Origin of the sequence: Pedobacter sp. AJM (assembly GCF_002197755.1) — a bacterium.
GTDB lineage: Bacteria > Bacteroidota > Bacteroidia > Sphingobacteriales > Sphingobacteriaceae > Pedobacter.
Genome location: NZ_NHOT01000003.1, coordinates 1,127,066 through 1,141,669 on the forward strand (window position 1 = coordinate 1,127,066; position 14,604 = coordinate 1,141,669).

Annotated in this window: 15 protein-coding genes; 7 read left to right on the plus strand and 8 right to left on the minus strand. The window is 37.2% G+C overall.

Annotated elements, in window-relative coordinates; all coding sequences use genetic code 11:
• Nucleotides 1-104 precede the first annotated feature (104 nt).
• A complete protein-coding gene (rimM, locus tag CBW18_RS10610; RefSeq protein WP_088301247.1) occupies nucleotides 105-638 on the minus strand; it encodes a ribosome maturation factor RimM in 534 nt (177 codons plus the stop codon).
• Between the two features lie 128 nt (nucleotides 639-766).
• Nucleotides 767-1,327 (minus strand): 30S ribosomal protein S16, encoded by a 561-nt coding sequence (locus tag CBW18_RS10615; protein WP_088301248.1) that lies wholly within the window; start codon nucleotides 1,325-1,327, stop codon nucleotides 767-769.
• 144 nt (nucleotides 1,328-1,471) lie between these two features.
• Here CBW18_RS10615 and CBW18_RS10620 point away from each other — a divergent pair, with 144 nt between their 5' ends.
• Complete coding sequence (locus CBW18_RS10620; RefSeq protein WP_253249004.1) at nucleotides 1,472-1,993, plus strand: 5'(3')-deoxyribonucleotidase; 522 nt, start codon at nucleotides 1,472-1,474, stop codon at nucleotides 1,991-1,993.
• 83 nt (nucleotides 1,994-2,076) lie between these two features.
• Nucleotides 2,077-2,400 (plus strand): heavy metal-binding domain-containing protein, encoded by a 324-nt coding sequence (locus tag CBW18_RS10625; protein WP_088301249.1) that lies wholly within the window; start codon nucleotides 2,077-2,079, stop codon nucleotides 2,398-2,400.
• A gap of 85 nt (nucleotides 2,401-2,485) precedes the next feature.
• Here CBW18_RS10625 and pfkA read toward each other — a convergent pair whose 3' ends face one another.
• The 4 genes from pfkA to CBW18_RS10645 all read right to left on the minus strand — a co-directional run bounded on the left by pfkA (nucleotide 2,486) and on the right by CBW18_RS10645 (nucleotide 6,533).
• On the minus strand, nucleotides 2,486-3,469 hold the full coding sequence (gene pfkA / locus CBW18_RS10630) for a 6-phosphofructokinase (RefSeq protein WP_088301250.1): 984 nt from the start codon (nucleotides 3,467-3,469) through the stop codon (nucleotides 2,486-2,488).
• Nucleotides 3,466-5,154 carry a protein-disulfide reductase DsbD gene (locus tag CBW18_RS10635; RefSeq protein ID WP_088301251.1) on the minus strand — a complete coding sequence of 563 codons (1,689 nt, stop codon included), beginning with the start codon at nucleotides 5,152-5,154 and terminating at the stop codon, nucleotides 3,466-3,468. Before CBW18_RS10635 ends, pfkA begins: the two co-directional genes overlap by 4 nt.
• 144 nt (nucleotides 5,155-5,298) lie before the next feature.
• Nucleotides 5,299-5,748 carry a protein-disulfide reductase DsbD N-terminal domain-containing protein gene (locus CBW18_RS10640; RefSeq protein WP_088301252.1) on the minus strand — a complete coding sequence of 150 codons (450 nt, stop codon included), beginning with the start codon at nucleotides 5,746-5,748 and terminating at the stop codon, nucleotides 5,299-5,301.
• An 8-nt stretch (nucleotides 5,749-5,756) separates the two neighbouring features.
• Nucleotides 5,757-6,533: a biotin--[acetyl-CoA-carboxylase] ligase gene (locus CBW18_RS10645; protein WP_088301253.1), complete on the minus strand. Its 777-nt coding sequence runs from the start codon at nucleotides 6,531-6,533 to the stop codon at nucleotides 5,757-5,759.
• 44 nt (nucleotides 6,534-6,577) lie between these two features.
• Between CBW18_RS10645 and rsfS the strand changes: the two genes are divergently transcribed.
• The 3 genes from rsfS to CBW18_RS10660 all read left to right on the plus strand — a co-directional run bounded on the left by rsfS (nucleotide 6,578) and on the right by CBW18_RS10660 (nucleotide 9,827).
• Nucleotides 6,578-6,952, plus strand: coding sequence for a ribosome silencing factor (rsfS, locus tag CBW18_RS10650; RefSeq protein ID WP_088301254.1), 375 nt, complete (start codon nucleotides 6,578-6,580; stop codon nucleotides 6,950-6,952).
• Nucleotides 6,953-6,979: 27 nt separating this feature from the next.
• A complete protein-coding gene (gene ftsH / locus CBW18_RS10655) occupies nucleotides 6,980-9,088 on the plus strand; it encodes an ATP-dependent zinc metalloprotease FtsH (RefSeq protein ID WP_088301255.1) in 2,109 nt (702 codons plus the stop codon).
• A gap of 94 nt (nucleotides 9,089-9,182) precedes the next feature.
• Complete coding sequence (locus CBW18_RS10660; protein WP_088301256.1) at nucleotides 9,183-9,827, plus strand: LUD domain-containing protein; 645 nt, start codon at nucleotides 9,183-9,185, stop codon at nucleotides 9,825-9,827.
• 1 nt (nucleotide 9,828) lies between these two features.
• Here the strand turns inward: CBW18_RS10660 and CBW18_RS10665 are convergent, their stop codons facing one another.
• Entirely contained in the window at nucleotides 9,829-10,629 is an 801-nt protein-coding gene (locus CBW18_RS10665; RefSeq protein WP_088301257.1) for a hypothetical protein, read from the minus strand.
• Nucleotides 10,630-10,849: 220 nt separating this feature from the next.
• A complete protein-coding gene (locus CBW18_RS10670; RefSeq protein WP_088301258.1) occupies nucleotides 10,850-11,806 on the minus strand; it encodes a hypothetical protein in 957 nt (318 codons plus the stop codon).
• Nucleotides 11,807-12,022: 216 nt separating this feature from the next.
• Here CBW18_RS10670 and CBW18_RS10675 point away from each other — a divergent pair, with 216 nt between their 5' ends.
• Nucleotides 12,023-13,906 carry a 7TM diverse intracellular signaling domain-containing protein gene (locus tag CBW18_RS10675; RefSeq protein WP_088301259.1) on the plus strand — a complete coding sequence of 628 codons (1,884 nt, stop codon included), beginning with the start codon at nucleotides 12,023-12,025 and terminating at the stop codon, nucleotides 13,904-13,906.
• Between the two features lie 5 nt (nucleotides 13,907-13,911).
• Entirely contained in the window at nucleotides 13,912-14,556 is a 645-nt protein-coding gene (locus tag CBW18_RS10680; protein WP_088301260.1) for a response regulator transcription factor, read from the plus strand.
• Nucleotides 14,557-14,604 lie beyond the last annotated feature (48 nt).

The window sequence follows — 14,604 nt, forward strand, 5'->3', positions numbered from 1 at the left end:
TGCAATAAAATACCATTAACTAATCACTAATCATAAGTTTCATCCAAAAATATTTTATGCAAAAAAAGAGGCCTAACTACAGATGTGAAGCTTTGAAATTTGAATTATTTTACCTTTTCTAAATAAATATCTAACAAACCCTCCGGCAAATCCAGTGTCAGGATTTTTTCTTCATCATCAATCTCTATGATAAAATCTTCATTTAAGGGAAAAAGAATCTCAGTTTCCTGATACATCACCGTTGCCACGAATTGCTGTGGATATTCATTTACTTCTAAAATTTCGCCAAGTTTGCCCATTGTTTTATCAATGGCCATGAAACCTCTTAAATCTGTATAGAAAAACTCACTTTCATCACGCTCGGGCTTTTGGCTTAAGGGCAGATATAATTTTTTCTTCAACAAAGGTTGTGCCTTATCAATATGATCAACATCATCAAAATTAAAATAACCCGTTTTATTTGCTTGTAATTTCGACTCCGCTACAAAGTAAGGGACAAGCTTTCCATTCATGTCTGCAAAAACAACATCAAATTCAAGCTGCTCGTATTCATCAAACTCAAAGAATACTTGTACCTCTCCTTTTAAACCCCTGGTTTTCGTAACGTAACCTACATAAAATGCTTCTTCGTGTTTCATTCCTTAAACTCATTGTATTATCGTCATTGCTTCGTACTTCGCAATAATAATATTGAATAAAAAATAGCTTATATAAAAATAGCGTTCCGAAATTCGGAACGCTATTTTTTGAAACAAAATAATTAAAATTATTCTGCTCCTTCTTCTTTAGTAGCTTCTGCTGCAGGAGCTTCTTCAGTTGCTTCAGCTTCAACAGCTGGTGCTTCTTCTTCAACAACCTCTTCTGCAACTGGTGCATTTTTAGCTGCAATTGCTGCTGCTCTGTCTTCTTTTTTCTTAGCTTCTGCTGCTAATGCCGCTTTACGCACATCTGCTTTAGAAGTAGCTAAACCTTCAGTTTTACCGGAGATTTTGCCAGCTTTAGCATCAACCCAGGCAGCAAATTTCTCGTCTGCTTGTTCTTGTGTTAAAGCACCTTTTTTAACACCACCTTCTAAGTGTTTTTTGTATAAAACACCTTTGTAAGATAGGATAGCACGAGCTGTATCAGTTGGTTGTGCACCACTGTTTACCCAAGCTAAAGTTTTTTCGAAGTTAATTTCGATAGTAGCAGGATTGGTGTTTGGGTTATAAGAACCTAAACGCTCAATGAATTTACCATCACGTGGAGAGCGGGAATCCGCTACCACAACGTGGAAAAAAGGCTTTCCTTTTTTACCGAATCTTTGCAATCTGATTTTAGTTGCCATTTCTTTTCGTATTTATGTATTCAACATAGTTCCCGGAGCTACATACTGCGGGGCTGCAAAGATAACTAAAATACTGTAAATTAAAAACATAGTTTAATATCTTTATTTTCAGGAGATTTGGCTCAAAATTTTTGCACATCCCATATGAAAAAAATTGCGATTGACATGGATGAAGTAATTGCTGACGCTGTTGGCAAATTCATTAAACTATATAACCGGGATTATAATGTTCCGCTGGATTTGAAAATCGATGCCGGAAACGAAATTTTCCATCATGTTCCTCAAGAGGTAAATCAAAAATGGTTTGAATATATTAATGAGCCTGGTTTTTTTCGTGATTTAGAAGTAATTGCAGATAGCCAGCGTGTAATTAAAGCATTGCAGGAAAAATACGATGTTTATATTGTTTCCGCAGCCATGGAATTTAGAAATTCTCTAGTGGATAAGTATGACTGGCTGGCTGAACATTTTCCATTTATTGACTGGCAACACATCATGTTCTGCGGAAATAAAATCGTAAGTACAGATATCATCATTGATGACCGAACCAAGAACTTCATCAATTTCCCTGGCCGTCCTTTATTGTTTACTTCTCCGCATAATTTACTGGTTACGGAATATGAACGTGTAAACACCTGGGAAGAAGTAGCAGGCTTACTTCTTTAATTAGTACTGCTAAAATATAACTGATTTAAAAATACATGTAACATTTTAATGGTAAAATATTCTAATATAGAAAAAATCAAGCTATGTTAGTAACCACAACGCCTACAGTGGAGGGCAGAAGAATTATTAAATATATCGGCCTGGTTACAGGTGAAACCATAATCGGCGCAAATATTTTCAAGGATTTATTTGCAGGTATTACAGATATTGTTGGAGGACGATCAAGTTCATATGAACGGGTTTTGCGTGAAGGAAAAGATACCGCAGTGAATGAGATGCAACAATATGCTGCTGCTTTAGGTGCAAATGCGATTGTTGGTGTCGATTTAGACTATGAAACGGTGGGCAGCGGCGGAAGTATGCTAATGGTAAGCGCCAATGGTACAGCCGTTATTTTAGAAGATTAAGAGATTGCTTATAGCGAAACTAAGCAAAAACAGAAAGTCTTTCCGGTGCGGGAAAGACTTTTCTTTTATGGTATAATGAGGCAAACTAGAAAGATAAAATATCAATCAGCTTTAGCCACTTCGAACTTACTTTTTCTGCATCAATATGCTTAATGGCATGATCAAAAGGTGTAAACACAATCTCCCTGTTCATTTGCCCAACCATTACACTTCTTTCACCGTTTATTAAACCTTCCACTGCGGCCACACCTAACTGGCTTGCCAATACACGATCCATACAGGTTGGTTTTCCGCCACGTTGAATATGCCCTAAAACAGAAACTTTCGTATCGTAATGAGGGTATTTGGCCTGCAGAATTTCGCCCACTTTAAATGCACCGCCATTATCATCACCTTCAGCAACAATAATAATTTTAGAAGCCTTATCTTTTCGGCTATGTTCTAATTTATGTAAAATATCATCGGCATTCATATTGGCTTCTGGGATCATGATGGCCTCGGCACCTACGCCAATACCACTCCTCAAGGCAATTAATCCCGAATCGCGTCCCATTACCTCCACAATAAAAAGTCTGTCGTGAGATTCTGCAGTATCTCTGATCCGATCAACCGCATCAATTACAGTGTTAATGGCAGAATCATAACCAATCGTGAAATCAGTTCCGGCTAAATCGTTATCAATTGTTCCGGGCAGGCCAACAATAGGAAAATCAAACTCTTTAGCAAAGACATTTGCCCCTGTAAATGTTCCATCTCCACCAATCACAACCAAAGCATCAATTTCTTTTTCTTTTAGGTGCTGATAAGCTTTTTTTCTTCCCTCTACTGTTCTGAAAGCTTCACTGCGTGCTGTTTTTAGCATTGTTCCGCCACGTTGAATGATATTGGCCACAGATTTTCTATCCATTGGAATACAATCATTGTTGATCAATCCCTCGTATCCACGGATAAACCCGGTTACTTCTATATCATAATAAATGGAGGCCCTGATTACAGCCCGGATTGCGGCATTCATGCCTGGCGAATCTCCGCCAGAGGTTAAAACACCAATGTTCTTTATCTTACTCATTTGTTTTTGTTCTGGAAAGCTGCCTTTCCGCTGTCTAAAAATTTAATGTAATTTTCAGGTTCATAATCAGCTCCCTGTGGTGGAACAAGAACATGTCCATCGCCATCAACAATCACATACTGTGGCTGAGAATTGCTGTTAAATGTTGCTGCCTGAAAATCACTCCATTTTTTACCTATCGTATTTATCTTTTTTTTGCTGAATGTTGAAACATAATGTTCCGAAACAGGTAGTTCCGTTTTATCATCAACTACCAATTCAGCCATTACAAAATCGTTCTTAAGTCTTTTGGCAACTTCAGCATTTGACCAGACATTATTTTCCATTTTCCGGCAATTTACACAATTCCAACCCGTAAAATCTATTAAAACTGGTTTGCCAAGTTCTTTAGATGCCTGTTTAGCTTGTTCAAAATCATAATAAGGATCAAACCCTTTAGGTGTTAAACGATGAAAGAGTTCTGCATACTTTTTCTCTTTGATTGATGTTTTAGTCTCTGTAGTGGGTTGTGCGGCTGTTAAATTATTCAAATCGAAATCCTGCGTTGCGGTAGGTGGTAAAAAAGCACTAATGGATTTTAATGGTGCACCCCACATTCCCGGAACCAAATAAACGACCCAGGCAAAGACTAATATGGCCAAAAACGTTCTTGGAACAGATAAATACGGCAGATCACTATCGTGCGAAAATTTAATTTTACCCAATAAATAAATCCCCATCAAGGTAAAGATGGCAATCCATATGGCCAAGAAAACCTCTCTATCTAACAAATTCCAATGGTAAGCCAGATCTACATTTGATAAAAATTTAAAAGCAAAAGCCAGTTCAATAAATCCCAAAACTACTTTTACACTGTTCAACCATCCGCCAGATTTTGGCAATGATTTCAATAATGAAGGGAACAAGGCAAATAATGCAAATGGAATGGCTAAAGCAAATGAAAACCCAAACATACCAACCGCCGGGCCTAATCTATCACCTTTTGATGCCGCATCTACTAATAAGGTACCAATTAATGGTCCGGTACAGGAGAATGAAACCAGGGCTAAACTAAAGGCCATAAAAAATATACCCATTAGGCCGCCTTTATCAGATTTTGCATCAATTTTATTAACAAATGCACTTGGCAAAGTAATTTCAAATGCGCCTAAAAAAGATGCGCCAAAAACAACCAGCATTAAAAAGAAAAAGGCATTAAAAATTCCGTTAGTAGAGAGTGCATTGAGCGCATCAGAACCAAAGGCAATAGTTACCAGCATGCCGAGGGCAACATAAATAACAATAATTGATAAGCCATAAATTATGGCCTGACCGACAGCCTTGCTTTTACTTCCTGCCTTTTTAGTAAAAAAACTTACCGTTAGGGGTAGCATTGGGAAGATACATGGCATTAAGATCGCTGCAAATCCAAATAACAATCCTTTGATGAAAGTTTGCCAGAGCGTTAGTTTCTCTTCATCTCCAGCTTTTTTAACTGCAACAGTAGATTTAACAGTATCCTTTTTAACCGAATCTTTTACAATTTTATTAACAGCACTATCCTGTGCCGAGCCTACCTCGGTAAATACCATATCATCTGGTGGTGCCACAGTCGTTGTATCTTGATTAACGCTGGCATAAATCTTAACGGCAGGCAATGTCATAAACATTGCAGCTGTTAAAAACAATATAAAAAACTTTTTCATTTGTGTGTTTGTGTGTTTAGGCCGTGAAATTAAGCATAATTTTTATAAATGATAAGCCGGGAAGTGGTGATGACAGATAGATTTTACTTTAAAACGAAACAGTCCCGATTTTGTCGGGACTGTTTCTAAGTTTCTTATGATCAATTATTTAACCGGAATACTAAATTCAATCTCTTCGGGAGGAAGGCATTGCTTATCGTTACAAACCATAAATTCTACTTTACCTTTAACTGTTGTGGCAGCTTTATTTAGTTTAATCTTTTGTTGAAAAATCACCGATTTTTCAAAATAGCTCACATTCATTTTAAAAGTATCTTCATATTTCACAATGGCTTTCGGCTCAACCGGTTTTCCGACTAATGAAAAATCTTTAGAAGGAGAAAAAGTAAATGTTGTTTTTACGGGACCACCATCTTTCACATTCTGCGAATAAATATGCCACCTGTCTTCTATCGTTGCCTTTAAATATAGAACGGCCTCTGTTTTACTGATTTTTTTTGCGGCATAAGACCAGGTTACCGGTTTTTCAATTTGAGCAAAGGCTCCTGCAATGGTAAATAATACCAAAGATAGTACAAGTGTGATTTTTTTCATTGTGTGTTTTATTTTGTGTGTATAAATTCTATTTCTTTAAAATTGAACGTTTTCTGTTCTTTCGCAGTATGCATAATTAATCGGCCACGTTCATCTACCCCCTTAATTACGCCTTCAAAAACTTCTCCGTTTGCAAAGTAAGATGCCTTAACATCATAATGGTATAATTGGCTTAGGTAATTTTTATGTAAAATATCATAACTGCCGGATTTCAACAGGAGGTAATATTTTTCCATAAAGATGGAAATTTTTTGTAAAATGTTCATCAAATCAGTTTCCTTTTGTATGATCTGCATCAGCGAAGTAGCCTTGTTACCGATACTCTCTGCAAAAATTACCTGGTTGATGTTCAAACCAATGCCAATAACAGAAGATTTAATTACAGCACCTGTCAGTGTGTTTTCAATTAATATTCCGCCCATTTTTTTATTGCTGTAATAAATATCATTAGGCCATTTGATTTTTAACCCCTCAGCTATAAAATCACCTAAAGCTTCTCTTACAGCTAAACTAACTGCCATATTTAAATAAAACTGCTTATTAAGGGGTAAGAATGCGGGTTTCAGATACAGGCTTATGCTGATATTCTTACCGGGTTCCGTTTGCCAAACCAGCTGTTGCTGTCCTCTGCCTGAAACCTGATTATCTGCCATAATAACAGTACCTTCAGCTAATGGCTCGGATTTTGACAACAGATCCTTTAAAAAGTTATTGGTAGAATCAACCTCTTTTAATTTGATTAAATTTTGACCAACAAATAGTGTTGAAAAAGTGTTATTTTGCAAGTGTTGAATTTATAATATAATAATTCCAAAATTAAAGCATTTTAATGGTAAAAAAGAAAATAGTAGCCCTTTCTACTTACCTTTCTGAGTTAGCTGTACAAGGCATACAGGAAAAAAAAGGAGAAGATATAGTGCGGTTAGATCTTAGAAATATTCACACCTCAGTAGCTGATTATTTTATAATTGCAAGTGCCAACTCCGGCACTCAGGTTAAAGCAATTGCAGATAGTGTAGAAAAAGAGATATTTAAGGCCACTCAGGCCGACCCGAGACATAAAGAGGGTCAGGAATCTGCAGATTGGATCATTCTTGATTATTTTGATGTGGTTGTGCACATTTTTAAAACTGAAAAGCGCCACTTTTATGGCATAGAAGAATTGTGGGGAGACGCTGAAAGTACAAATTACCAAAGCGCATAACCTGTTAGAACCATTTTGAACAAGACAATGAACGATAATCAGAATATAAACGACAATAAAAAAATAGGAAGAAAAATACCAAACATTCCTAAAAAACCACAAAAAGGACCAAAGTTTAATGTTTTCTGGATTTATGCAGCAATCATTATAGCAGTTATCGCTGCCCAGTTATTATTTTCTGGCGATGGTGGCAAAAAAGTAGATTACCCGGAATTTGAAAGCAAAATGCTTTTAACCGGAGATGTTGAACGTTTAGTGGCTTACCGGTCAGAAGATTTGGTTAAGGTTGAAGTTTACATCAAACCTGAAGCCCTGAAAAATAAACCTGAATATAAAAAATATAAAAGCACGGGTACTTTTTCTGCAGTAAACACCGGCCCTACAGTATATTTCAATGCGGGTACAATGGATGGTCTGGATAAGCAATTAGCCGAATCTCAGAAAAACCTGCCTCCCGGACAAAAACCAATTCTGGCAGAAAAAGATAGCCGCAGCAATCCTTTCATGGGTTTACTGGTTAATATTGGTCTTCCCTTATTGCTTTTAATTGGATTCTGGATTTTTATGATGCGCCGTATGGGCGGCGGAGGTGCTGGCGGAGGTCAGATTTTCAGTATCGGTAAATCAAAAGCTACTTTATTTGATAAAGAAAGCCAGGTAAACATCACATTTAATGATGTAGCTGGTCTTGAAGAAGCGAAACAAGAGGTGATGGAAATTGTAGATTTCCTTAAAAACCCTAAAAAATACACTAACCTGGGTGGTAAAATACCTAAAGGCGCATTATTGGTTGGTTCTCCCGGCACAGGTAAAACCTTATTGGCAAAAGCCGTTGCAGGTGAAGCGCAGGTACCTTTCTTCTCTTTATCTGGTTCAGATTTCGTAGAGATGTTTGTAGGTGTTGGTGCATCACGTGTAAGGGATTTGTTTAAACAAGCCAAAGACAAGGCGCCATGTATCATCTTTATTGATGAGGTTGATGCCATTGGCCGTGCACGTGGTAAAAACAGTGTGATGGGCGGAAACGATGAGCGTGAAAATACCTTAAACCAATTATTGGTTGAAATGGATGGTTTCGGAACCGATTCAGGAATTATCATTCTGGCCGCAACCAACCGCCCGGATGTACTGGATTCAGCACTTTTACGTCCAGGTCGTTTCGACAGGCAGATTTCTATCGATAAGCCGGATTTAGTTGGCCGTGAGCATATTTTCAATGTTCACTTAAAACCAATTAAAACATCCGAAGAAGTAGATGCTAAAAAACTATCTGCACAAACCCCTGGCTTTGCCGGTGCAGAAATTGCCAATGTTTGTAATGAAGCGGCTTTGATTGCTGCGCGTAGAAACAAGGAACAGGTTGACATGCAAGACTTTCAGGATGCCATTGACCGTGTGATTGGTGGTTTGGAGAAGAAAAATAAAATCATCTCTCCTGAAGAAAAACGAATAGTTGCATATCACGAAGCAGGTCATGCCATTGCGGGCTGGTTCTTAGAACATGCCGATCCATTGGTTAAAGTTTCGATTGTTCCGCGTGGCGTAGCGGCATTAGGTTATGCGCAATATCTTCCGAAGGAGCAATTCCTATACACCACTGAGCAATTAATTGATGGTATGTGTATGACTATGGGTGGCCGTGTGGCTGAAGATATTACTTTTGGCAAGATTTCAACTGGTGCACAAAATGATTTGGAGCGTATCACTAAATTATCATATGCTATGGTAAGTATTTATGGTATGAATGAAGCAGTAGGAAATGTTTCTTTCCATGATCCACAGAACGAATACAACTTTAACAAACCCTATTCTGAAAAAACATCTGAACTGATTGATGTAGAGGTTCGTAAATTGATTGGCGATGTGTATATCAAAACCAAACAATTATTGCTTGACAAACAGGATGGCTTAGAAAAACTGGCGCAAAAACTCCTGGAAAAAGAGATTTTATTCCAGGCAGATCTGGAAGAAATTTTAGGCAAACGTCCTTTTGATACCCGCACAACTTATGATGAATTTGTAAACGGAACCGGAGACCAAAGTCCGGCCGCTGAAGGACTTATTCATGATGGTGTAAGCGATACCGATATCAATAAAGAAGTGAACGGATTAAACCCGGCAGCAGAAAAAGAGTAATGGTTATTATGCGTTAAATTGCATATCAACACAATTATACATATGTTTGAACCCTTGAGCTTTGATAAGTTCAAGGGTTCATTTTTTTATTCCAATGAAAGATAATACGACAGCAAAAGAGCAGATCTTAAAAAAAATAAGAAAAGCACTTTTAGAAAAACGTGAAAATCCATATCCAAATTTAGAGGAAAGTCCGTTGTATAAGAAAAATACAGCCGAACTTGAAGTTTTATTTGCTGAACAACTTACAGCAATATCTGGTAATTTTATTTTTTGTGAAGATGGGATCGATTTTTTTGAAAACATGCTTCAATTGGCTGATCGATTTAAATGGCGTAAAATCTATTGCTGGGAACCAGAACTTCAGGATTTTTTAGCCAAATATGAGTTTCCCTTTTATCAGACGGATAAAGATTTTGAACAGGCTGAGGTGGGCATCACATTGTGTGAAGCCCTGATTGCCCGCAACGGAAGCGTAATGGTAAGCAACAGTGGTGCCGCTGGCAGGAGATTAAGCATCTTTCCACACCATCACATTGTGATTGCGAAAACCAGCCAGTTGGTTTTAGACCTGAAAGATGGTTTTCAGTTATTAAAAAATAAATACGGTAATCAGATTCCTTCCATGATCAGTAACATTACCGGCCCAAGCAGAACCGCAGACATCGAAAAAACACTGGTTTTAGGCGCCCATGGTCCGAAAGAGCTTTTTGTTTTTATGATTGATGATTTGAGTTAATTTAATTGCTCATATATCCCTTGCTCTTAGCTGTATACTTTAAAAAGCCTACGGCTATTCCTGCTCTAACCCAGGCGTAACGATCTTTAAAATAAATATTGTAGGGATCTTCGCCATAATATCCAACCGCGAGACTAAAGGCCGTTTGTCGCATAAAAAATGGCGAATAAAATCCTGAAGCTTCTGCATTTAACCTTCTTTTCGTTGCAAAAAAATTATAATTATCATATTTATTAACTGCGTAAGAAATGTCTAAATTCCAGCGAAATCGTTCTTTGTTAAGATATCCACTATTTGTTTCCTGAAGTTTCCCTTTATTTTTTGCTGTAAGCAAGATATCATTTTCGGTGAACAAATCTTTAAAATAAACATAAGTGCGATATGAAAAGTTATAGCTGATTCTACTAAAACCATAATCACCTTTTAAAATGGGATTATAATTAAAGATCTGATTTTTAAATTCAAGCTGATGATTTATAGAGGTCCAGGTGGCTAAATCATCATGGTCTATTTTACCCCAATTATATCTCAAATAAGCATAATTCGTATAAAAATCCCAGTTTTTATAACTTAATGTTCCAACAATTGGCCTTGGTGTAACATCTTGGCCATTGGAATGGTGCATAAAACCAGCGGTACCATATTTGTAATTAACTTCATCAGTATTTAACCGATAATATGCCGCAACACCAATCCGAAAATCCGGTGTGTAAACTGGACTTGATTTGATATTAAGCATTCTGATTGTAAAGTCTGGCACTACTGCGATGGCTAATCTTGATCCTTTTGTTCCTAACGCCATAAATGAAGTGGTTAACCTGGCTGTAAAAACATACTTATTTTTCGAGCCTAACTCTCCTAGTGGCGCAAAATAAGATAATGGATGGTTTTGACGATAAAAGTCTATGAACCTAAGATTCAGATAGCGCGTGGAATCTTGTGCTTTAATTTGTATAAAACAAGATAGTGATAGAATAAGAAGCGTTATTTTTTTCATAACCGGATAAATAGTTTTCAATGGATTATTTCTGACTTTGTTCTCCAGCTACGGTTGGATTACCCTGGCCAAACAAGCTAAATCCAATGGCAAAACCTACCCATGGCTTTCCCTGGTATCCCCAGCTGACTTCAGTAGCAGATTTATCAATAAAGTCCACGCCTGTAAACAGCCCTATCTGGAACTTGTCATATTGATACATATATCCTGCGGAAAAAGACAGCGCAGAAGCAGAATTGTCTTTGTCAAGTTTAACACCACCTACTGATACGCCTCCTAGCAAATTGCTGGCAGAATATACCCTATTAACATGCTGCCATCTTATACCCGCAGATATTCCAAAATTTATCTTTTCTTCAAAAGTAAATGGTGCCTTCGAATTGCCAAATCTAGCCTTAATCGGTAATGTTAAAAAACCCCAGGTAAATCCTTTTTTATGCGGGTAGATAGATTCACATTTATCATTAAAGTCTTTAAGCGAAATAAAAAACTGCATGTTATTCCCCCAAGAATCAACATAGGCCAAATTTTTATATTTAAAATTATGTAAGGACTTATTTTTTATTTGTGCCGTGTCAATTCCAATATCAGATTTGAATATTCTATAAGCCGAATCAACATTCTTGGAACCTCCTGTGTTATTTTTATTTCTATTAAACGATTTCGTCGCATTCCTGTCTTTTGATCTATTTTCAGTTAACTGATTATAGAATTTTACTTTGTTTGAATCAATACTATAATTCCACACTGATATTATATAACCATTTTCTACTATTTCGTATATATGAAATTTTGTGTCGTTTTTTAATAAAAAAGATAGGCTCGTATCAATTTTATTGTTTATCGGATCATAAACTTTTACTGAAATATTGGTTTTGGTTACAAAGGACTGTCCGATAATATCGGTGCTTTTGCCATTTGACTGGCCGAAAGATTGACCAATAAGCAGGCAATAAAACAATACGGTTAAGCGTTTTTTCATGATTTGCGTTTTTTAGATTGTTTGAGATTCAGTAAAAGTAATACCAAGCCATCCATCCCGCATATACCCGCTATCCGGTATATTCAAATATTCATAACCGATTTATATTTAAATGTTTAACACTTATATGAGGTTAGATATAAAATAAGGGAAACTTTATGCCTGATGAGCAAATGCATTTTTAATTTTATATTTTTACTAACAAACGCTCCAACGATGAATAAAAATTTATTCAATCTGATTTTACTTTTTTTTCTTTCCCTACGCTTATGTTCTGCCCAAACAGGAAATCCAATTTTAATTGATACTGCCCTTAAGTTCAGTATCAGCAAACATGGTTATTTTTATGAAGACAAGCATTTGAACCTGACCATTGATTCTATTGTGCGATACAAGAATGCCCGTAAGCTCACGCCACTTACCCCGGGAAAAGTTTTTAGCAAGGGCTATACCCAATCCTATTTCTGGATTGCTTTTGATGTCGTAAATACTTTAGATCAGGCCGTTCACCTGATGTTTAAAGAACACAGCTCAAGCGTCAACAGGTTACAACTTTATAAACAGGATGAAAGCGGGAAAATTCATCCTCTTGGCTTAACCGGAGATCATTTTCCGTTTAAAAAAAGACCTTACCAAAACCGCAGCTTCATTTATCCGATCATATTGACTGCACATGAAAAGGCTACCTTTTTCCTGTGGGCAGATAAACGCGGGCAGAATATGTATATGCCCATGTCGATCGGCCGCGATATCAATATTATCCAGGCGGAAATCCCGCAACATACTTTATTTGGATTTTATACCGGGGTTTTCATTTTTGCTGTCATTTTTAACCTGTTATTATTCGCCTCCGTCAGAGATCGCATTCATTTATATTATGCGCTATATATTTTTTGTACGCTGATTTTTATCCTGGAAGAAGAAGGACTGGCTTTTCAGTGGTTTTACCCCGATTTGCCTGGTCTGCAGGATTATATGCGCTTAATTATGGCTTCCCTGAGCTGTGGTTTATTAATCCAGGTGATGCAGCTTTTCATCAATCAGAACCAGTCCAACAGCCGCCTATTCAGGTTTACAAATCTCTATAAACGCTTCTGCTGGATGATGTCTGTCATCCCGGTGTTCATGCTGTTTAAATCGTTTATACTTCTTGAAAAAACGGTTTTTTACATCAACAACCTTTTGGCACTGCTCACCGTTATCATTATCGTCATCTGCGTAACAGAAAGAATTAAGGCCGGTTATACACTGGGCTGGTATTACCTCACCGCTACCATAATGCTTTTATTTGGGGTGTTTAACTATGTGTTTAACACTTTAGGCATTACCAATTTTAATCTTTTCAAGCCCAACGGACTTGTGGTGGGTTTAACGGCAGAGATTATTTTTTTATCCTTTGCCCTTACACAACGCTACAATTTTTTAAAAAAGGAAAAGGAGGTACTGCTGGAAGAAAAGAGCAAACACCAGATAGAACTTGCAGATGGTATTTTCAATGCGCAGGAAGATGAACGAAGCCGTTTGGCCAGAGATCTCCATGATGATCTGGGTGGCACGCTGTCCATCATCAAACTCAACATCACCGCTTTTCAGCGCAAAGCGCTTCAGCTCACTGAAGCAGAACGTTCCTTCTATGATCAAACCATTGGCATGATTGAAAAAGCCTGTATAGACCTCAGGGCCATTTCACATAACCTGATGCCTAAAAATTTTGAACATGCAGGCTTAATTGAAACCCTGAATGAACATTTCAAAAGCCTTAACCATTCTGGTAAAATAGTTTTTGATTTTATATTTCAGGTGGAGCATCCTATCCATAGTGCAATGGAAATTACCATTTACCGGATGGTAAATGAACTGATCAACAACATCATCAGGCATTCCTGTGCTTCCATGGCGACCATACAAATCTTATCATTTGATGACAGAATCAATATTATGGCAGAAGATAATGGCATCGGTTTTAATCCGGAAACCGATAAAAACGGACTTGGTTTACAAAACATCCGCTCGCGGGTCAAATATCTGAATGGTAGAATACAGATTGACAGCAATCCAAAAGGCACCACCACCAGCATTGATATTCCATTAAATTCCTAATAAGCATGGAAAAAGACCACATTACCTTAATGATTGCCGATGACCATAAACTATTTGCCGAAGGATTATCGGCCATCCTTTCTACACAGGCTCAATTTAAAATCATCGGTACAGCTGCCAACGGCAAGGAAATGCTGCACCTGCTCAATCACCATTTGCCGGATATTTTAATCATCGATTTAAATATGCCTGTTATGGATGGCGAAACGGCTTCTGAAAAGATCAGGCAATTATTTCCAGCTGTTAAAATCATGGTACTCTCGATGTATCATACAACAAAACTGGCCACTAAGCTCGAAGAAATAGGCGTAAAGGCCTTTGTTCAGAAGGATACCGATGCCGAAACCTTATTCAAAATTCTTACGGGCATTCAGAATGGCGAAAAGCACTTTAATAAAGTAAAAACCATTGTACAATCCAACGCAGTTTATAACATTGATGATCAATTTCAAAAAAGGCATAACCTTACCTCCAGAGAGATGGAAATACTCCAGCTCATCCGTGAAGATTACACCTCCATGCAGATTGCCCAAAAATTATTTATTAGTTTAAATACTGTTGATACACACCGTAAAAATATGGCCCAGAAGTTAAATGTGACTGGTAAAAGCGGATTATTAAAGTTTGCACTCGAAAATAAGCAACGCTAAAAATTTATTTATTTTCCAAATTCGAATATAATTGATATTTTTATACTA